We start from the raw sequence: 20,348 nt of genomic DNA on the forward strand, positions 1-20,348 counted from the left end.
CCGCGCTCGCGTATAGGCTCAAGCGCACGGGCCTCACCGGCTGCTCATCGAGAATCGGTCAAAAGAAGTTGCAATCGTAGAATGACGAAGGATGGTACGGGGCCTTGCGGGATCGCACGGCTGGTGGATTGCGGCGTGTCTTGATCGTCCTGACGCTACACGAGCCCGTTTGACACGGATCGACTTCGGCGTAAGCTTGCGACATCCGTCCTTGAACTTCTATCCGAGAAGGTGAAGACCCTCCTGCCAGGGCTCGGAATTGCCGATGAAAGGCGGTTTCAACGCAGATAGGTATCCACCGATATGTTCGCCGCCCATTGGCTTGCTGAACAAATAACCTTGGAGGGTGGAGCAGCCCATTTCCAGCAAGCACATTGCCTGGCGATGGGTTTCCACACCTTCTGCAGTGACCTTCATGTTAAGTTTCCGCGCCAGATTGAGCACCAGTTCAACGATTGCCAGGCTCGAGTCGTCCTCCAGCATGGTGTCGATAAAACTTTTGTCGATCTTGATGATATCGACAGGCAAACTCCGTAAATGGGTCAGTGACGCATAGCCCGTCCCAAAGTCATCGAGCGCAACAGCCAGGCCTTTTTTTCGCAAACGCTGGAGCGTTGTTGCAACGGTATCTTCCAAACCCTGCAGGAATACTGTTTCCGTCACTTCAAGCACCAGCTTGTCGAAGGGGATGCCTCTCGACGTAAACGCGGCAACAATCCGGCTTTCCAAATCACCTCTCATGAAATCGGAGGCACAGACATTCAGTCCGACCCGCCCGAAATCCAGCCCACGGTCCATCCAGGTGCGGATATCGGTCGCGACACGCTCGAGCATGCGGGTCGTGATGTGATGGGACACGCTCGAGTCCGTAAACGCCTCGTGAAATTGCGCAGCCGGCAGGATTGAGCCATCCGGGCGCTGCATTCTCGCAAGCGCCTCAAATGCCCATACTTGACCGTCAGCGCAGCGAACGAGTGGTTGATAGTGCGGCACCATCCGATGCTCATTGAGTGCCAGTTCCACCTCTCGAACGACCTGAATGCGATGGGCTATCGTCGAACGCAGGCTGGGCTTATATTGGACGTAGCTGCCGCGCCGTGTTTCCTTGGCGTGGTAAAGGGCAAAGTCGGCGTTTTGCGAAAGCGTCGCCGCATCCATTTCACATTCGGAAATCGCGCCGCCTAAGGTTATCATCGGATTTATCGTCGACCCGCCGACTTCCAGGGGGCGGCCGATATATTCTATCAGATGTCGCGCGAGTGACCGCATGCGCCCCGCGCTTGCGGTTTCCGCCAGAACAACGCAGAACTCGTCACCGCCGAGACGAAACACCTTTCCACGCCGTCCGAGGCGCTCGTCCAGACGTGACGCCACGCCTTTCAGCAACAGGTCACCTGTTGCATGGCCAAGGATATCATTCACCTGCTTGAGACGATCGACATCGATCAGCAACAAACCGATGGATTGAACGTCCGCCGCTGCAAGCCTCTCCATATGAGCATTGTAGGCGGCGCGGTTTGCTAGTCCGGTTAACGGATCGGCATTTGCTGCCTGGAGCAGACGTTGCTCGTAGCGCACTTTTTCGGAAACATCCTGAACAATGCCGAACAGACGTCTTGGTTCGCCTTGCAGATGCTCGATATCACTGACGACACGAATCCATCGCTCCTGGCCTTCCGGTGTGATGATGCGATACTCTTTGTCAATGCCGGTTCCGGAGCCGTTCAGGATGTCGCGGATCCTGCCCCGGACACTTTCACGTTCTTCGGGAGCGTAACAGGCAATCACCTCCTCCGAGGTCATGTGTTTGCCGATCGGCAGCCCAACCGTGCGGTATATCTGATCCGACCAGATGACCGCACCGGTATTAAGGTCCATCTCAAAGCCTCCGACCTTGGCAGAGCGCTCGGTCTGTTCAAACCGAGCCTGCTTGAGCTCGAGTTCACGTTGCTGCTCTTTCAGCAAACTTTGCTGACGATGTTCCCGGATAAGCGCTACCACGACGCTCGCCAAACTATGGAGCTGTTCGATGTCGCGATCGCCGAAACGGCGGATCTTCGTGTCGAGGACACAAAAACTGCCGTAACACGTCTTACCTTCCGAAAGTGGAACCCCTGCATAAAACTGGACGGAACAACTTGTGACGAACGTGTTTGCGTAAAAACGGGAGTCTTTGCTGGCATCTTCAACGACGAGCGGCGCCCCTGTTTCCACGACGTGACCGCAAAAGGAATGCTCACGTGGCGCCTCTTTCAAAGGGAAGCCTTGCCGAGCCTTGAACCATTGCCGATGCTCATCGACAAAAGAAATCAAAGCCATTGGCATATCGAACATGCTGCAGGCCAGGCGTACGATAGCGTCGAACTCCGTCGTCGGCGGCGTATCGAGAATGCTTGCCTCGTAAAGAAGGTTCAACCTCTCGTCTTCGGTAAGTGACATGCGACCTTACTCCTCGCAGTGCCGAGTGAGTGAGACCCTTCATGGATCATAGAAGCGGACGAACTTGCCGCCGACAGTGAAAAACGACAATATCTCATGGCCGAATATCGCACAGCGACATTCGCAAGCGGCATGTCACGAGCTTCTCGTTCCTATCCAACTTCCTGCGCTGATTTAGAATTCGTCCCAATCAGACTTCAGCGCGACAGCAGCCGACCCGCGTTGGACCGATGCGGCGGGCGAGCTACGAACCACTTTCAAAGAAGTGGATGTGGCAGCGTGGCGATCCCCCTGCGTGAGCATGGACCCGGATTTCGGTCCATCCTCGAAACGGAATTGCTCAAGAAGCGCGAAGAGAGCTGCGGCCTCTCGTGCGAGGCCATGGCTCGCAGCAGTCTGCTCCTCAACCATCGCGGCATTTTGCTGCGTGCCCTGATCGACGGTATTAACGGCCTGGTTGATCTCGCTCAGCGCGGTCGATTGCTCGCGTGCCGCCTCTACGATCGCCGTGACGTTGGTATTGATTTCGTGGACCTGACCGGCGATTTCCTGGAGCGCGGATCCGGCATTCGTCACGAGAGCGACCCCGTTTGCGACGTAGGAACCGGACGCTGTAATCAGGCTCTTTATCTCCTTCGCAGCCTTTGCCGACCGCTGCGCCAGCTCACGGACTTCCTGGGCAACGACGGCAAACCCCTTGCCGGCCTCCCCAGCCCGTGCCGCCTCGACACCGGCATTGAGCGCTAAAAGGTTCGTCTGGAAGGCAATCTCATCGATGACGCCGATGATATTGGAAATTTCGCTTGAGGAAGTTTCGATCTGGTCCATGGCAGCTATCGCGTCACGCACGACCTGGCCGGAGTGCTGCGCATGGTCTCTGGTTCGCGCCACGAGTTTGCCGGCTTCCTCGGCACGGCGGCTCGAATCCTTTACCGTCGTCGTGATTTCCTCAAGCGCCGCAGCGGTCTGTTCGACGGATGCGGCCTGCTGTTCCGTGCGCTTTGCGAGATCGTCGGCAGCCGTGCGGATTTCGTTGGAGCCAGCCGAAATCGCCTTGGCATTTTCGGCCACCATTGCCATCGCGCCCTTCAGCTTCTCCGACGCGCTGTTAAAGTCGACACGGAGCCTTTCCAGCGAAGGAATGAAAGGTTTCTGGATCGTCTGCGACAGGTCGCCGTCGGCAAAATTGGTCAGGCAACGGGCAAGTTGTTCGACATTCTCGACGCGCGCCGTGACGTCGGTGGCGAATTTCACGACCTTGAAAACTCTGCCGCTCAGGTCGAAAATCGGATTATAGGAGGCTTGGATGAAAACCTTCCGTCCGCCCTTGCCGACACGCATGAATTCATCAGCGACCAGTTGGCCGCTCGACAGCTTCCGCCAGAATTCCTTGTAAGCGTCCGACCTTGCGTAGTCTGCTTCGCAAAACATCGAATGATGTTTGCCCTGGATCTCCGCGAGCGAATACCCGAGGGCGCCGAGGAAGTTGTCGTTCGCAGTCAGAACTTCGCCGGCAGGCGTGAATTCAATGATCGCCTGGGCGCGGGACAACGCGTCGATCTTACCCGCATCCTCGGCCGACTTCAGCTTCTGCACGGTAATATCGGTTGCAATCTTGACGACTTTGACCGGTTTTCCGCGCCGGAACACGGGATTGTAGGATGCTTCGATCCAGACCTCGCGTCCGCCCTTCCCGATCCGCTTGTATTGCTGCTGATCGAATTTTCCGGCTGACAGCTTCGTCCAGAAAGCTTTGTATTCCGCCGAAGATGCAAAGGATGGATCGACAAACATGCTATGATGTTTTCCAACAATCTCCCCGAGTTCGTAGCCGAGCGCCCTGCAAAAGTTTTCGTTCGCAGTGAGAATCTTGCCCGACAAGTCAAACTCGATCATGGCTTGCGAATTCGATAGAGCGGCAAGAACCGCGACAGCATTTCCACCACGACCAAGAATACTCATCCGAAATCCCCAGATTTTTCCCGCTGCAATCCAGCTATATCACTAATATTCGCCTATGATCATTAACGTAGATTTAATTGTAAGGTTAACGGTCCGCTCGTGGGGCCGGAATTATTTGCAGCAGAACATATAGTCAGAACTGCTCTTCATGAGGTGCTCGATCCCGAACTTTGACGGTGCGATATTTCTTTAGAGCGAAAGGCGCTGTGGTTCAGGTTCCACACGTCAGCGCCACGGCTACGGAGGCAATCCGTCGAGCGATGCACTGTAGTCAAGACAGTCAGAAGTCGCTGGCCAGGCGGCACGGTGCTACGCATTGACATGGCGGGACAGATTTGGCGAAGGTCGCAAAGTGCTTCGGACCGATGGACGACCCTCGCGCGCTGTATCGCGAGCGCTTTTTCCTGACGCTCCATCGACTTGCGCGGTCCTAGCCCTGGTGCGGTGACGATACTGGATAGCCGGTTACGGGCTAGTCTTGAACCCTGCTGACTTCGGGCGTGAATATATAGCCGCCCAGGCGTACGGTCTTGATGAAGGTGGGATCCTTGTAATCGGGCTCGATTTTCTGCCGCACGCGACTAACATGCACATCGATGCTGCGTTCGACCGGGCCGGCAGAACCGGCATGAGTGCGGGCCAGGATCTCCTGGCGGTTCATGACCTGCCGCGGATTCTGGCAAAACACCAGCAGGACGTCGAATTCCGCAGTCGTCAGCGACACGTGCACGCCATCGCTATCGGTTAATTCACGCGTGACCGGATCGATCCGCCAGCCGGAGAAGGTCATTGCTTCCAGGATTGGTTTGACCTGCATTGCATAAGAAGATCGGCGCAGAAGTGCTCTTATCCTGGCCAGGAGCTCTCTGGAATTGAAGGGTTTCGTCACGTAGTCGTCAGCGCCCAACTCCAGCCCGATGACTCTGTCCACTTCCTTAGTCAACGCTGTCAGCATCAGGATCGGCACCGTATTGGACGACCTGATCCGCCGACAAATGCTGAAGCCGTCCTCGCCGGGCAGCATGCCGTCCAGGACGATGAGCTGAAACTCCTTCTTTTTCAGGGCACGATCCATTTCGACCGCCGATCCGACCGCTTCGGCGCCATAACCTGCCTCTTTCATGAGGTCGATCAGCATGCCGGCAATATCACGATCGTCCTCGACGATGAGGATCCGGGTCGTTGCCTGTGAAGGAGCGTTGAATGCGATGTTATTCATGATCAGAGCCTGAACTTAAAGAATTTCCTGCTGAAGATGGATGCTTGTCAGCCAATGCATGTCTCACATCGTTTTTCCAGGCTGCCGTTCCTGGCCGAGCGCAACAGACCGCCGACCCAACGATCACCGGAGCGCTTTCGGATGCCTTGAAGAACGATAGGGCCAATCGAGCATATTGAATAGCGCCAGCGGCTTGTCGAATGAGAGTGACCTTGCCTCAGTAAGCGCCTTCGACAATGTTCGTTCTGACCGGCTTTCGTGATCGAGACGGCCCGCTCCGGCGTCATAAACGTTCTCCGGGTGTGACGGCACCCGGATCGCCGTCGTCAAAGCAATTCGCATCTGCGGCTTCTGCCATGCCGCCCATTGAAAGGGGCACAGCCAGCGAAGCGGCGATAACCAGCGCAATATTTCTCACTATGAATGACAATGTTTGCTCCCGCGGCTTCAGTGGCGCGTCACGCTGCCGCCGCGGCGAAAGTGCGGGGAAATCGTTTTGGAATGGATTTTATGTTGTTAAGAAATATTTCCGAGCGCGCTGCATGAGGAGCCGCGCTGCAGATGTTCAGGTGCCTGAACAGGCACTTTCAACGCGATATTCGCGGCGCACTTAATCTGAGCAGACTGCGCGCGCAACAATTCGGCGTATATTTTAACAACACTTAAAGCCGCTCCGTCGGCAGAACAGATAGTCCCAGGCAATTGCGTCGTCGTCACCCGGAGAGGGCGCCGTCCATGCCGGAACGCTCAGCCGGTGCGGTTGACACGAAGGTTGCTGAGTGAACGCGAAAGACCGCGGCACACAGGACTTAACATAACGTAACCCACTTTTGAAACGCGGTCTGTTAGCTTCGAGGCCGATGTCCAATAGGAAACGTCGATGAGCGGCACAAGCCCAGCGTCCAACCTGCAATCGGTTCTCGTCTATATTCCGGGCCAACGAGGATCATATTTCGCTAGCGAAGTCTTGCGAAGCGGTGGCTTCGACGTCAGCAATGTCTCAAACAGGACGGAGCTGGAGCTCGCGCTGGAACGTCTCCCGTGCAAGATCGTCGTGACGGTTACGTCGGCGATCGGGGAGGTTCGAACTCTCTGCAATCTTCCTGTTGTAAACATCCAGGCCTTTGTGCTGCCCAACCACGCCCCCGCGACAGCAGACCAATCGGCTCTCTTCGACAGGGAGGCGTTCCTCAAAAGGGTTCGCAGGAATCTCGGCTCTCCTGACGCGGCATTTCCGCCCTCCTCGACGACGCGCTTCAACTAGACGCGGGCAGGACTTGCATCCCCGCCTCTTTGCTCAGCAACTGGCACCCACGCCTTAACAAATAAAAACATCTCTCCGAGTGACATCGCTGGGCCTTGCCGCGCATAGTTGACGTGATTGAGCTGTATGCAAGCAGTTCAGCGACATTTGTGACGTTATAAGGCAGAAAGTCGCGACGGCTCAGCGGATAACTGATTGTGACAACAGGAAAGCGCGGAATGATACTGGCGCGATTTTTTGCGGGGTCGATCCGCAGGCAGATTGCATTGCTTGCGATCGGGCCAGTGGTGCTTTTTGCGATCCTCGGCACTGTCAGTGAGCATCTGACGATCAAGGAACCGGAAAGTGTCTCCCAGGCGCGGGCCGTTGCAATGCGCATAGAACTCGTGGTCGACATGTTACGCGCAGCGGAAACGACGGGACAGACGTCGACTATCCTCGACACGGTCACGAAGACGGGGTTGCAGGTCGAAGAAGTGCCAGCCGTCGAACTGCACGGCTCTGAACAGCCGGTAGAAGAGGATGACTTCCGCCAGGAGATAAAAAACAATCTCTCGCCGACAACAGACGTCATACTTCGTTCGGGGACGACGACGGGTCATCTGACGCAGGTGCTCGTGGTTGCGGTTGATCACGATCGTGCCCTGGCTTTCTCACCGCCGCCTGCCGTGCATGACTCGCGCATCACCGATCGCGAAATCAGCGATCTTCTGGCAACGATGGCACTCATCGTGCCGGTCATTCTGCTGTCGCTCTACGGAAGTCGGATGATCGCCTCGCCGCTTCTTCGATTTTCTCGCGCCGCGCAGGATCTCGATCCGGACAAAGGCTCGGAGCGTCCGTTCGAGGAGATTGGCTCACTCGAAGTCAGGGCGCTTGCGAAGTCGTTGAACGATATGCGAAGCCGCATACGTGCCATGATCGATGCGCGCACGCGCATGCTGCATGCAATTAGCCACGATCTCAGGACTCCGCTAACGCGTCTGCGCCTGAGGGCAGAGCGCTCCAGCGAACCGTTGCTGCGAGACGCGCTGCTGGCCGACGTCGACGCTCTGACACTCATGGTCGAAGAGACGCTGGTCTATCTGCGAAAAGACATATCCAAAGAGAACCAGCTCAGGGCGGATCTCCCGAGCATGATCGTGACGGCTTGCAATGACTTTGGCGATATGGGGTACTCGGTGGCATATCGTGGACCCGAGCGCTTCGCCTATCCGTGCAAACCTCACGCGCTGAAGCGCGCGATCGCCAATCTTATCGACAACGGCACGAAATTCGCCGGACATGTCGATGTCGAGCTTCTCGTCAAACCAGATCGTACAGTCAGCATCTGCGTCACCGACGACGGACCCGGCATTCCTGCCGAGTTTCAGGCCAACGTCCTGGAGCCATTCTATAAATTGGATTCGGCACGGAACGACCGGGGTGGATTTGGCCTGGGATTGTCTATCGTCCAGGATATTGTTCAAGCTCATTCGGGCACGCTCACGCTGGCTAACGCCGTGCCCCATGGCCTGATCGTGGAGATCGGGCTGCCGCCTGTCGAACCGATCGTCGCCACTTCCCGAGAAGAGACGCGCTCGCCGAGGCCTGTGAACGTTTGAGCGATCGCAAGCGCCGAAACAAGCAAGCTAGATCAACCGTGCCTGGCTGGCGACCGAGATCGTGGCATCATGCGGTCTTTTGAAGACCGGCGATCCGCTTCAAGGACAGAGCCTCGCATCGAACAAGCACATGCTCGAAACGCCTCTTAACATCACTTCATCCACCTTCGCGGAGATCTGTGGCGTAGTTGGTTTCGTCCACCTGGAACCACCGATGATGACCAGAAAGCCGGCCTCGGATAGGTCGTCGATACGTCTCGCTAAGAACTGGCTTCGCACCCGGTTTTCTTTTTCGATCGCCAGTCGAGAGACGATCAACTTCGCAATATGCGCTCTCGTGCTTTTCCTGGTCGGGGCAAGCTGTGTCCAGTTCGTGTTTCTTGCAACACTTTGCACAGGCTCGTGTCTTGCGTCGCTCGGCAGCTGGGCTCGTCAGGGAACCGGCCGAAAACAGCGGGCGGCTGCCAACGATTGTCTCTCGTCCTGTTTGGCCACGGCACTCTTCCTTGCCCCATGGTGTTACGTTGTGATCGTGGCCCTGGGGAGTGTTTTCGGTTCGCATACCGTGATCTTGCGAAGCATTGGCTCTTCGTAAACGCCGCGTCCACCGCAACATCTTGTATCGAGCGTCCAACGCCTGACGCGGTTCTGACGAGAGATCGCCCACATCTCTTAACAAGACTTTATCCACTTTCACCTGGCTGCGTGCCGTAGTCGCGTCCTGTCATTGGGAACAGCGATTATGGACAATAAAGAGCCGACCGTGAAAGTGAAGCAGATTCAGCAATTTCAGGCGGGCGGCGATTATTCAGCCGATTGCATGCCACCCGCAACAAAACGTATCCTGCATGTGCTGTTCGCATCCGAACTTGCAGGATCGGAGCGATACTGCATCGATCTCGCAAACGGGCAAGCCGCCCTCGGGCACGAGGTTCACCTTGTCGTGCCACGCGGCCTCCCGGTCGCCGAGCTTGTCAACCGGCAGGTCATCCTTCACCGGTTTACGACACCGTTTCTGCGGCGCATGCGGCTGCGACGGCTGATCGCCATGGCAGGCATCGACATCGCGCATGGTCATCTAAGCTCCGGCTGCAAGGCGCTTGCGACTGTTCCTGATACCGTCACCAGAGTTGCCACTTTGCATGTCGGGTTCAAAGCCAAGCAGCACGCGCGGCTCGACGGGGTGATTTGTGTGAACCGGGCACAGTTGCCGCGCCTCGGCGCCTATACCGGACATGCGGGTCTGGTTTGGAACTGGTTGCCGGAGGTCAAGCATGGAAAGGTTCTCAACCTGCGCTCGGAGTTGAACATTCCGCCTGGAACCAGGCTCGTCGGTGCGGTCGGTCGCCTTCATCCCAGCAAAGGAAACGACGTTCTGATATCGGCCTTTGTGCGGGCCGCACCTGCAGACGCTGCCCTGGTGATCGCAGGTGAAGGACCGCAACGCCCAGCACTGGAAAAGCTTGCCAAGGGCGACAGCCGCGTCCATCTGCTCGGCCATTGCGACAATGTGCCGGGGTTCCTGCGCAATCTGGATCTCTTCGTCTCGCCGTCACGCGAGGAATCGGCGGGGCTTGCCATTCTCGAGGCGATGCATGAGGGGCTGCCGATCATCGCCTCGGCGACAGAGGGGCCGTCGGAATATCTGCGTGAACATCCGGTGCGCTTCGTCGAGCCGGGCTCCGTCGAAAATCTGTCGGAAGCTCTGGCGGATGCGCTTGGGTCCGACGCCGATAGCCGTTTGGCGCGCATGGACTACGACATGGAGCCTTTCTCCCGAGCGGCAGGCGTTGCCAAGGTGCTGCAATTTTACATCGAAGTTGCGGCATCGCGACGCGTCACACATCGCCGCGATGCCGAACAATCGCACCACATCGCGTGAAGCTCAGGTTGATGGCGATGATGACGCTGGTGCGTGGGTAGTGATCGAGGAATGGCCGGCCGCCTGCGTCCTGCTCTTAACGCGCGTTGTATTCTGCGTCGAGCTCATCGAAAGCAGAGCCGGCCAACATCCGCCATCATGCGGTATTAAAAACAAATCGTGGAAAAGCGATCCGATGCCGTCTACAAGTCTGTGGAATGAATGCGAAAGAGACAGAAGGTAAGCCATGAACGTCAAGACACCGAACGCGATTGATACCTATGTCGGCATGCGCATGCGCAGGCGCAGACAACTTCTCGGCATGAGCCAGGAGCGGCTCGCCGAACAGATCGGCGTTACCTTCCAGCAGGTTCAGAAATACGAAAAGGGCATCAATCGCATCGGCGCAAGCCGCCTGCAGAAGATCGCCGATGTACTGCGCACCTCGCCAGCTTTTTTTTTCGAGCAGGATGATTGGGAAGCGCCGAGCCTTGCGGGCCTTGATTTGTCTGCCCCTGTCGACCCGGTCGCAGAATTTCTGCGGTCGAAGGAAGGCCTCGTCCTCAACAGGGCCTTCATGAAGATCGAGGACCGGCGCATTCGCGAGACGGTCATCTCACTCGTCAAGGCGATGGCGCAGGCCGAAAGCGACGACGTTCCGCGGAACGCGTTGAGAATGGACGAACAGGAATCCCGCACAGAGTGAATGCGGGCGATACTGTCCGATGATCCTCACATGTGAAGAGCGTTCCCGAGGGCTTTCAGCGCCGCTTCCATGACCGCCTCGCTGCGCGTCGGATGCGCATGGATCGTGCCGGCGATATCCTCCAGCCGCGCGCCCATTTCGATCGCAAGCGCGAAGGCGGCCGAAAGTTCGGAGACCCCAGCGCCCACCGCCTGCAGGCCGAGGACCAGATTGGTGTCGGCCCGCGCCACCACCCGCACGAATCCCTCCTCAGCGAGCATGGTCATCGCCCGTCCATTGGCGCTGAAGGGAAACTGGCCGGTCCTGATATCATAGCCCTGGGCGCGTGCTTCTGACGGGGACAGGCCGGCGCTGACGATCTCCGGATCGGTAAAGCAGATCGCCGGAATGCAGCGCTTGTCCCAGGCGCGCTTCTTTCCGGCAACGATCTCCGCCACCATTTCCCCCTGCGCCATGGCCCGATGCGCCAGCATAGGCTCGCCGGTAACATCACCGATGGCATAGATGCCGCGCATGGATGTGCGGCAGCGATCGTCGATCCTGAGAAAAGGACCGGCGCGGTCGAGATCGAGTTCTTCGAGGCCTGAGCCTGCCGTTCTCGGACGGCGGCCGACTGTCACCAGAATACGGTCTGCGGCAAGCACCTGTTGCCGGCCGTCAGGCGTTTCGACGAGAAGTCCGTCGCCAGCATCGGAGAGGCTGACAGCCTTCGCCCCGGTCAAGACGCGGATGCCGCGCTCGGTCATCTTGCGAATGACGGGCCGCACGAGATCGGCATCATATTGCGGCAGCACCTGCTGCGTCGCCTCGACCACCGTCACCTGTGACCCCATCTTCGCAAAAGCTGTCCCAAGTTCCAGCCCGATATAACCGCCGCCGACCACGACGAGATTCTTCGGCAATTCGCCCAAAGACAGCGCCTCGGTCGAAGAAATAACGCGGCCGCCGAAAGGCAGGTTCGGGAGCTCCACGGGATCGGAGCCGGTAGCAATGACGACGGTCTCGGCACGAATGATCTGCTGGCCGATTTCCGTCTCTACCTCGACGGTCTTGCCGTCGCGGAAATGGGCGCGGCCGTGGACGATCTTCACGCGCGCCTTCTGCAACAGGCCGGAGACGCCACTCGTCAGCCGGCCGACGATACCGTCCTTCCAGCTGATCGTTTTTCCCAGATCGATCGAGACGCCTTCGACGCGGATGCCCATTGGACTCTTGCCCGTCAGCATTTTCTGCGTGGCGTCGAATTCCTCTGCGGCATGGATCAGCGCCTTGGAGGGGATGCAGCCGACGGTCAGGCAGGTGCCGCCGGGCTTACCGGCCTCGACGATAACGGTATCGATACCGAGCTGGCCGGCGCGGATGGCGCAGACATAACCACCGGGGCCGGCACCGATGACGAGGAGCTTGCAGACAATCTCTTTCATGGCTCAGCCTTCGATGAAAATAAGCGCCGGCGTTTCGAGCAGCGTGCGGATGCGCTGTACGAAGGTCGCCGCGTCCCAGCCGTCGATGATGCGGTGATCGAAGCTGGAGGAGAGGTTCATCATCTTGCGCGGCACGAATTGCGCACCGTCCCAGACCGGCCGCGTGGCAATCTTGTTGACGCCGATGATCGCCACTTCCGGGTGATTGATGACGGGCGTGGAAACGATGCCGCCGAGCGCGCCGAGCGAGCTGATGGTGATGGTGGAGCCTGACAGTTCGTCGCGGGTGGCCGTACCGGAGCGCGCCGCTTCCGCCAGCCGGTTCATTTCAGCTGCACAATCGAAAATGCCGCGCGCTTCGGCGTGGCGCACCACGGGCACGGTGAGCCCCGCCGGCGTCTGCGTGGCAATGCCGATATGCACAGCGCTATGACGCGTGATGACGCCAGCGTCGTCGTCGAAGGTGGCGTTGACGTCGGGCTGATCTGAAATCGCCTTGACGAGCGCCCGCATCAGGAAGGGCAGCACCGTCAGCTTGGGATGCTCGGCCTTGCGGTCGGCATTCATGGTGGCGCGCAGTTCCTCAAGTGCCGTCATATCCACCTCCTCCACATAGGTGATGTGGGGAATGCGTGAGGTCGAAAGCACCATCTTTTCGGCAATGCGGCGCCGAAGACCCGTCAGCTTGATCTCCTCGGTCGTCGTCTTCTTTGCCAGGCCGGTACGCGCCGGAGCGGGCGACAAACCCTGGTTCAGGAACTGTTCGATATCTTCGCGCAGGATGCGTCCGGCCGGACCTGTACCCTGCACCTGCCTCAGATCTACACCGCTCTCGCGGGCAAACAGCCGTACCGACGGCGCAGCGAGCGGCTTTTCAGCCGGCGGAGCTGCCGGCGCCGGCGCCTTTGCAACAGGTTTCGGAGCTTGTGCCTTCACAGTCTCGGCCGGCTGCGGCTGAGGGGCGGTCTCAGGCTCCACCTCTCCGGCCCCGCTTGCCGTCTCGATGCGCACCAGCGGCGCCTTGACGGCTATCCGATCGCCGATCTCACCGGCAAGCCAGGTGACCGTGCCGCTGACTGGCGAGGGAATTTCGACGGTCGCCTTGTCGGTCATGACGGCGGCGATCACCATGTCCTCGCGTACTGGATCGCCGGTCTTCACATGCCATTCGACAAGCTCTGCCTCGGCGACGCCTTCGCCGACGTCGGGCATCTTGATGATGAACTCGCCCATGATTCAGGCCTCCATCACTTCGGCAAGCGCTCGTCCGACGCGGCCGGGTCCCGGGAAATAATCCCACTCCTGCGCATGCGGATAGGGCGTATCCCAGCCGGCGACGCGTACGACCGGGGCTTCCAGATGATAAAAGCAATGTTCCTGAATCAGCGACACGACCTCCGCGCCGAAACCCGATGTCAGAGTTGCTTCATGCACGACGACGCAGCGCCCGGTCTTGGTGACGGATTTGACGATCGTATCGAGGTCGAGCGGCAAAAGGCTCCGGAGATCGATTACTTCCGCATCGATGCCGGCATCTTCGGCGGCGGCGAGCGCCACATGCACCATCGTGCCATAGGCAACGACCGTGACGGCCGAGCCCGTGCGCCGCACTTCTGCCTTGCCGATCGGGATCGTAAAATGCCCCTCCGGCACCTCGCCGAGATCATGCTTCGACCAGGGCGTCACCGGCCGTTCGTGATGGCCATCGAAAGGTCCGTTATAGAGCCGCTTCGGCTCCAGGAACATGACGGGATCGGGATCCTCGATCGCTGATATCAGCAGGCCCTTTGCGTCATAGGGGTTGGACGGCACCACCACTTTCAGGCCGCAGACATGGGTAAACAGCGCTTCCGGGCTCTGGCTATGCGTCTGGCCGCCGAAAATGCCGCCGCCGGTCGGCATGCGTACGACGATCGGGCAGGTGAAATCGCCATTGGAGCGGTAGCGGATACGCGCCGCCTCCTGCGTCAGCTGGTCGTAAGCCGGGTACATATAATCGGCGAACTGGATTTCGACGCAGGGCTTGAGCCCATAGGCCGCCATGCCGATCGCTGTGCCGACAATGCCGGATTCGCTGATCGGCGTGTCGAAGCAGCGCGTCTTTCCGTATTTTGCCTGCAGACCTTGCGTGCAGCGGAAGACGCCGCCGAAGTAGCCGACGTCTTCACCGAAGACCACGACATTGTCGTCGCGCGCCATCGAGACGTCCATGGCGCTGCGCACGGCCTCGATCATCGTCATCCGGGCCATATCAATACCCCGCCTTCTGCCGCTGGCGACGGATATGCGGCGGCATCTCGGCATAGACGCCCTCGAAGATGTCTCGCACCGAGGGCTTGCCGCCATCGTGCAACGTGCCGTGCTGTTCGGCCTGCCGCTGTGCCTCGATCACCTCGTCCATGATCTCAGCCTCAGCCTGTGTGTGGCGCTCCTCCGACCAGACGCCCCTGACGATCAGATGTTTCTTCAGCCGCAAGACGGGATCGCCGAGCGGCCAGGCTTCCGATTCCGTCTTAGGGCGATAGGCGCTCGGATCGTCGGAGGTCGAATGGGCGCCGACGCGATAGGTGACATATTCGATCAGTGTGGGGCCGAGATTGAGTCGTGCCCGCTCCGCCGCCCAGCGGGCGACGGCATGAACGGCGAGATAGTCATTGCCGTCGACCCGCAGCGCCGGAATGCCGAAGCCGAGGCCACGGGCGGCGAACGTGCCGGATCCGCCGCGGGCGATGCCCTGGAAGGTGGAAATCGCCCACTGATTGTTGACGATATTGAGGATGACGGGCGCCTTGTAAGTGGAGGCGAAAACCAGAGCCGAATGAAAATCCGATTCCGCCGTCGAGCCGTCACCGATCCAGGCAGCCGCAATGCGGCTGTCGTTTTTGATCGCCGAGGCCATGGCCCAGCCGACCGCCTGCACATATTGCGTGGCGAGATTGCCCGAAATCGTGAAGAAGCCGTGCTCCTTGGAGGAATACATGATGGGCAGCTGGCGCCCATGCAGCGGATCGCTTTCGTTCGAGTAGATCTGGTTCATCATCTCGACCATCGGATAGTCGTCGGCGATCAGGAGGCCGGCCTGGCGATAGGTGGGGAAATTCATGTCTCCCTTCTGCAGCGCTTTACGGAAGGCGCAGCTGACCGCCTCTTCGCCGAGATGCTGCATATAAAAGGAAGTCTTACCCTGCCGCTGCGCCATCAGCATGCGAGCATCGAAAGCCCGCAACTTCATCATGTTGCGAAGCCCGGTCAGCAATTCCTCATCACTCGATGAGCCAGCCCACGGGCCGACGGCCTCGCCGTCGCGGTTCAATACGCGGATGATCGAATACGCGAGCTCGCGGATCTCTTCAGACGCGACATCAACCGCCGGCCGTGGCACGGATCCGGCCTTGGCGATCTTGACGTTGGAAAAATCGGGGCGGCCGCCCGGGCGGACGGCGGGCTCGGGGACGTGCAGGCTCAAACGCGCAGATTCCACCATATGGTCTTTTTTCCTCCCTTTTATCGGCCCCTCCTCTCCTCCAGAAGCCAGGCCTCATTGTTATAGGTTGCGGGCAATTACCATGCGCTGCACGTCGCTTGTTCCCTCATAGATCTGGCAGATGCGCACATCGCGGTAGATGCGTTCGACCGGATAATCGGCCATGTAGCCATAGCCGCCGTGGATCTGGATCGCGTCGGAACAGACGCGTTCAGCCATTTCCGAAGCGAAGAGCTTGGCCATCGACGCTTCCGACAGACAAGGTTGCCCGTCCTCCCTCAGCGAGGCCGCATGGAAAACGAGCTGGCGCGCCGCCTCGATCCTGGTCGCCATGTCGGCGAGCCGGAAGGCGACGGCTTGATGTTCGGCAATCGGCTTGCCGAAGGCGCTGCGTTCGCGGGCGTAGTCGCGCGCCGCCTCGAAGGCCGCCTTCGCCATGCCGACGGCCTGGGCCGCAATGCCGATCCGTCCTCCTTCGAGATTGGCAAGCGCGATCCGGTAGCCCTCACCCTCCTCGCCTAGCCTGAGTTCGGCCGGAATGCGCATGCCGGTGAAGGCGATCTGGCAGGTGTCGGAGGAATGCAGTCCGAGTTTTTCCTCAACGCGGATAACCTCATAACCAGGCGTATCCGTCGGCACGATGAAGGCGGTGATGCCCTTTTTGCCGGCATCCGGATCGGTGACGGCAAAGACGATGATGACCTGCCCGTTCTTGCCCGAGGTGATGAACTGCTTGGCCCCATCAAGCACATAGTCATCGCCGTCGCGCCGCGCTCGTGTCTTCAGGTTCGAGGCATCGGAACCGGCTTGCGGCTCGGTCAGCGCAAAACCGCCGATCCATTCGCCGCTGGCAAGCTTCGGCAGGAAGCGCTGGCGCTGCCCCTCATTGCCGAATTTCAGGATTGGCACACATCCGACCGAACTGTGCACGCTCATGATCGTCGAGCACGGTCCGTCGCCGGCGGCGATCTCCTCAAGTGCTGCGGCATAAGCGATGACGCCCGTATCCGATCCGCCATAGGCCTCCGGCACCAGCATGCCGAGCAGCCCAAGCTCGCCCATTTCTTTCAATTCTTCGCGGGGAAAGAGAGATTCCCGGTCGCGTTTCGCCGCCCCTGGCGCCAGCCTTTCCTGAGCGAAGTCGCGGGCAAGATCGCGGATCTGCTGCTGAAGTTCGGAAAGGATCATCGGCTCCCCTTCCCTAGTGCCGCTCGATGGCGACGGCGGTTGCTTCGCCGCCACCGATGCAAAGTGCAGCCATGCCGCGCTTCAGGTCATAGCGTTCCAGCGCCGACAGCAGGGTCACCAGAATACGCGCACCGGACGCACCGATCGGGTGCCCGAGCGCGCAAGCGCCGCCATGTACATTGACCCTATCGTGCTGCAGGTCGAGGTCGCGCATCGCAGCCATGGCCACGACGGCGAAGGCCTCGTTGATTTCGAAGAGATCGACCTCGGAGAGCGGCAGGCCGGTGCGATCGGAGAGCTTTTGCAAGGCGCCGATTGGCGCGGTGGCGAAGAGATTTGGGGCCTGCGAATGCGTGGCATGACCGAGAATGCTGGCTAGCGGCTTCAGCCCACGCCGCTCTGCCTCCGAGCGGCGCATCAGAACGAGCGCAGCGGCACCATCGGAAATAGAGCTGGAATTGGCAGCCGTCACCGTGCCGCCGTCGCGGAAAGCGGGCTTCAGGGTCGGGATCTTGTCGGGCTTTGCCTTGCCAGGTTGTTCGTCACGGCTCGCCACCTGCTCGGCCTTGCCGGACTTCACCGTCACGGGCATGATTTCTCTGTCAAAATAGCCTTCAGCAATCGCCCTTTGCGCCCGTGTCAGCGAGGTCATCGCATAGGCGTCCTGCGCCTCGCGCGTGAACTGATAGGCTTCGGCGCAATCCTCCGCGAAGCTGCCCATCAAGCGCCCCTTGTCATAAGCATCCTCCAGCCCGTCGAGGAACATGTGATCCACAACCCGCCCATGCCCGAGCCTGTAACCCGCACGGGCACGATCAAGGAGATAGGGCGCGTTCGTCATGCTTTCCATGCCACCTGCGACCGCCACCGAAGCGCTTTCCGCCGCAATGAGGTCATGGACCATCATAACCGCCTTCATGCCGGAGCCGCACATCTTGTTGACCGTGGTCGCGCCTGTCGCAAAGGGCAGCCCGGCATGGATCGCCGCCTGACGGGCCGGCGCCTGACCTTGTCCTGCCGGCAATACACAGCCGAAAATGACCTCCTCGATTGCGTCAGCGGCGACACCGCTACGCTCAAGTGCTGCGCGGATTGCGGTTGCGCCAAGCTCAGGGGCCGCGGCGTCCTTGAGTTCACCCTGAAAACTGCCGATCGGCGTACGGGCTGCACCGACGATGACGATAGGGTCCTGCAGGGCCATGTTTCCTCCTTCGGGCCAGGCGCTCAGCGCGCACCCATGCGCAGTGCGCCGTCGAGGCGGATGACCTCGCCGTTCAGCATGCTGTTTTCCAGGATATGACGCACCAGTGCGGCAAACTCCGTCGGATGCCCGAGACGCGGTGGGAAAGGCACGCTCTTACCGAGCGCCTCCCTGACCTCCGTCGGCATGCCGGCCATCATCGGCGTTTCGAATATGCCGGGGGCGATCGACACAGCGCGGATGCCGTGACGCGCAAGCTCGCGGGCGATCGGCAGCGTCATCGCGGCGACACCGCCCTTGGAGGCGGCGTAGGCTGCCTGACCGATCTGTCCGTCGAAAGCGGCGGCCGAAGCCGTATTAACGATCACGCCCCGCTCGCCCTCCGCATCCGGTTGCGCAGCCTGGATAGCGGCGGCGGCAAGCCGGATCATGTTGAAGGTGCCGATGAGATTGATGCCGATCGTTCGGACAAAGCTCTCCAGCCGGTGCGGGCCGTCACGCCCGATCACCTTTTCGGCCGGCGCCACGCCGGCGCAGTTGATAAGCCCACGAAGCGGCCCGAAGGCATCCGCGGCCGTGGCAATCACCGCCGCACCGTCCTCTTCATCGGTCACGTCGGCCTTGATGAAGCGCGCATCCTGTCCCAGCTCACGGGCGATCGCCTCGCCTGCTTCGAAATTGAGATCGGCGATCGTCACACGTCCCCCGGCTTCGACAAGCATACGTGCAGTCGCCGCCCCGAGCCCTGAGCCGCCACCGGTAACGATGAAACTTGCGCCGCGGATTTGCACGGATCGCACCTCCCTGCCCGGCAGACATCTCCTCCAGAGTCCGCCCGAACAAGGATTCTATTCTCTCGCTCTATTGCAAGCGATGACAGAATTGCCTCATTATTTCGGCCAGTTTTGCCATATTGGTTACCGGAGTGAAGCAGCGATGGCCGAAATCGAGCGACGCATGATCGCACCGGGATTCGTCGAGGAAGCGCTCGACAGCCTGCGCCGTCTTGGGAAGCCGACGGCGCCTCTTCTGACCAAGCTCGGCCTGCCGCAGCGGATTGATCTACCGGTTTCGGCTGAGGCCTATGGTGCGCTGTGGCTGGCGATCGCCGCTGAACTCGATGACGAATTCTTCGGCATGGGCGCCCGACCAATGCGCAGCGGCAGTTTCACCCTGCTCTGCCATTGCGTGTTGCATGCGCCGACACTCGGCCATGCCCTGCGGCGAGCCTTGCGTTTCCTCGACGTGGTGCTGGACGATCCGCGTGGCACGCTCGTCGCCCGCGACGGGTTAGCTCAGATCGAGCTTCGCGACGCAGGCGAGCCGCGCTCCGCCTTCGCCTATCGTACCTACTGGATCATCCTGCATGGCATCATCTGCTGGCTTGTCGGCCGGCGTATCCCGATTCGTCTTGTCGATTTCCGATGCGAAGAACCGAACCAGGGCGCCGATTACCGGCTCTTTTTCGGTGCGCCGGTGCGCTTCTCGCAGCCGATCAGCCGGCTTGGCTTCGACAGCGTCCTGCTCGATCTGCCGATTTCGCGCAGCGAACAGGCATTGAAGCAGTTCCTCCGGGGGGCGCCCGCCAATATCCTCGTGCGCTATCGCTATGATGCCGGGATCGCTGCCGCCGTGCGCCGTCGTCTCTCGCAGACCTCTCCCACCGCCTGGTCGAGCTTTGAAACGCTCGCCAAGGACATGCGCATGCCGTCTTCGACACTCAGGCATCGCCTGCATGACGAGGGCCAGAGCTACGCCGGCATCAAGGACGATATCCGCCGCGATCTCGCGGTCAACATGCTTTTGAATACGTCGAAGACCATCGGCGAGATCGCCGTGCAGCTCGGCTATTCCGAACCGAGCGCCTTCTTTCGCGCTTTTCGGAAATGGATGGGTAAGAGCCCCGACGCCTTCCGCCGCGAGGAGGCGAAATCGGCACGGTGGGAATAGGCTTCGTGCGAGGGGAGCTTTGAAGCGGCAGCAACCCGCGCTACAT

General features: G+C 59.8%; 15 protein-coding genes. 5 read left to right on the forward strand and 10 right to left on the reverse strand.

What is annotated here, in order from left to right:
* Positions 1–219: 219 nt before the first annotated feature.
* From FHT92_RS15905 to FHT92_RS15915, 3 genes are all read right to left on the reverse strand, one after another.
* Positions 220–2,439, reverse strand: a complete 2,220-nt coding sequence (locus tag FHT92_RS15905) for an EAL domain-containing protein (RefSeq protein WP_183826880.1) — start codon at positions 2,437–2,439, stop codon at positions 220–222.
* 174 nt (positions 2,440–2,613) lie between these two features.
* Complete coding sequence (locus FHT92_RS15910) at positions 2,614–4,401, reverse strand: PAS domain-containing methyl-accepting chemotaxis protein (RefSeq protein ID WP_183826882.1); 1,788 nt, start codon at positions 4,399–4,401, stop codon at positions 2,614–2,616.
* A 472-nt stretch (positions 4,402–4,873) separates the two neighbouring features.
* Complete coding sequence (locus FHT92_RS15915) at positions 4,874–5,620, reverse strand: response regulator (RefSeq protein WP_183742497.1); 747 nt, start codon at positions 5,618–5,620, stop codon at positions 4,874–4,876.
* A gap of 880 nt (positions 5,621–6,500) precedes the next feature.
* Between FHT92_RS15915 and FHT92_RS15920 the strand changes: the two genes are divergently transcribed.
* From FHT92_RS15920 to FHT92_RS15935, 4 genes are all read left to right on the forward strand, one after another.
* The gene (locus tag FHT92_RS15920; protein ID WP_183826885.1) at positions 6,501–6,884 is read left to right on the forward strand and encodes a hypothetical protein; all 384 of its coding nucleotides are present in this window, start codon (positions 6,501–6,503) and stop codon (positions 6,882–6,884) included.
* A gap of 266 nt (positions 6,885–7,150) precedes the next feature.
* Positions 7,151–8,488 (forward strand): ATP-binding protein, encoded by a 1,338-nt coding sequence (locus FHT92_RS15925; protein WP_183826888.1) that lies wholly within the window; start codon positions 7,151–7,153, stop codon positions 8,486–8,488.
* A 742-nt stretch (positions 8,489–9,230) separates the two neighbouring features.
* Positions 9,231–10,370 (forward strand): glycosyltransferase, encoded by a 1,140-nt coding sequence (locus FHT92_RS15930; protein WP_246735493.1) that lies wholly within the window; start codon positions 9,231–9,233, stop codon positions 10,368–10,370.
* Positions 10,371–10,596: 226 nt separating this feature from the next.
* Positions 10,597–11,055 carry a helix-turn-helix domain-containing protein gene (locus tag FHT92_RS15935; protein ID WP_183826891.1) on the forward strand — a complete coding sequence of 153 codons (459 nt, stop codon included), beginning with the start codon at positions 10,597–10,599 and terminating at the stop codon, positions 11,053–11,055.
* Positions 11,056–11,081: 26 nt separating this feature from the next.
* Here the strand turns inward: FHT92_RS15935 and lpdA are convergent, their stop codons facing one another.
* From lpdA to FHT92_RS15970, 7 genes are read right to left on the reverse strand one after another with little or no spacing between them, the layout of a single operon-like run.
* Entirely contained in the window at positions 11,082–12,479 is a 1,398-nt protein-coding gene (gene lpdA / locus FHT92_RS15940) for a dihydrolipoyl dehydrogenase (protein ID WP_183826894.1), read from the reverse strand.
* A gap of 3 nt (positions 12,480–12,482) precedes the next feature.
* Positions 12,483–13,712, reverse strand: coding sequence for a dihydrolipoamide acetyltransferase family protein (locus FHT92_RS15945; RefSeq protein ID WP_183742487.1), 1,230 nt, complete (start codon positions 13,710–13,712; stop codon positions 12,483–12,485).
* A gap of 3 nt (positions 13,713–13,715) precedes the next feature.
* Positions 13,716–14,729 carry an alpha-ketoacid dehydrogenase subunit beta gene (locus tag FHT92_RS15950; RefSeq protein ID WP_183826897.1) on the reverse strand — a complete coding sequence of 338 codons (1,014 nt, stop codon included), beginning with the start codon at positions 14,727–14,729 and terminating at the stop codon, positions 13,716–13,718.
* A gap of 1 nt (position 14,730) precedes the next feature.
* A complete protein-coding gene (locus FHT92_RS15955) occupies positions 14,731–15,963 on the reverse strand; it encodes a thiamine pyrophosphate-dependent enzyme (protein ID WP_183742483.1) in 1,233 nt (410 codons plus the stop codon).
* Positions 15,964–16,023: 60 nt separating this feature from the next.
* A complete protein-coding gene (locus FHT92_RS15960) occupies positions 16,024–17,151 on the reverse strand; it encodes an acyl-CoA dehydrogenase family protein (protein WP_183826900.1) in 1,128 nt (375 codons plus the stop codon).
* Between the two features lie 13 nt (positions 17,152–17,164).
* Positions 17,165–18,352: an acetyl-CoA C-acyltransferase gene (locus tag FHT92_RS15965; RefSeq protein WP_183742479.1), complete on the reverse strand. Its 1,188-nt coding sequence runs from the start codon at positions 18,350–18,352 to the stop codon at positions 17,165–17,167.
* 23 nt (positions 18,353–18,375) lie between these two features.
* Positions 18,376–19,143 (reverse strand): 3-hydroxyacyl-CoA dehydrogenase, encoded by a 768-nt coding sequence (locus tag FHT92_RS15970; protein WP_183826902.1) that lies wholly within the window; start codon positions 19,141–19,143, stop codon positions 18,376–18,378.
* A gap of 82 nt (positions 19,144–19,225) precedes the next feature.
* On the opposite strand from FHT92_RS15970, the gene FHT92_RS15975 reads away from it, so the two are divergent.
* Positions 19,226–20,302, forward strand: a complete 1,077-nt coding sequence (locus FHT92_RS15975) for an AraC family transcriptional regulator (RefSeq protein WP_183742475.1) — start codon at positions 19,226–19,228, stop codon at positions 20,300–20,302.
* The last annotated feature ends 46 nt before the right edge of the window (positions 20,303–20,348 follow it).

Source organism: Rhizobium sp. BK377 (assembly GCF_014193935.1).
Classification (GTDB): domain Bacteria; phylum Pseudomonadota; class Alphaproteobacteria; order Rhizobiales; family Rhizobiaceae; genus Rhizobium.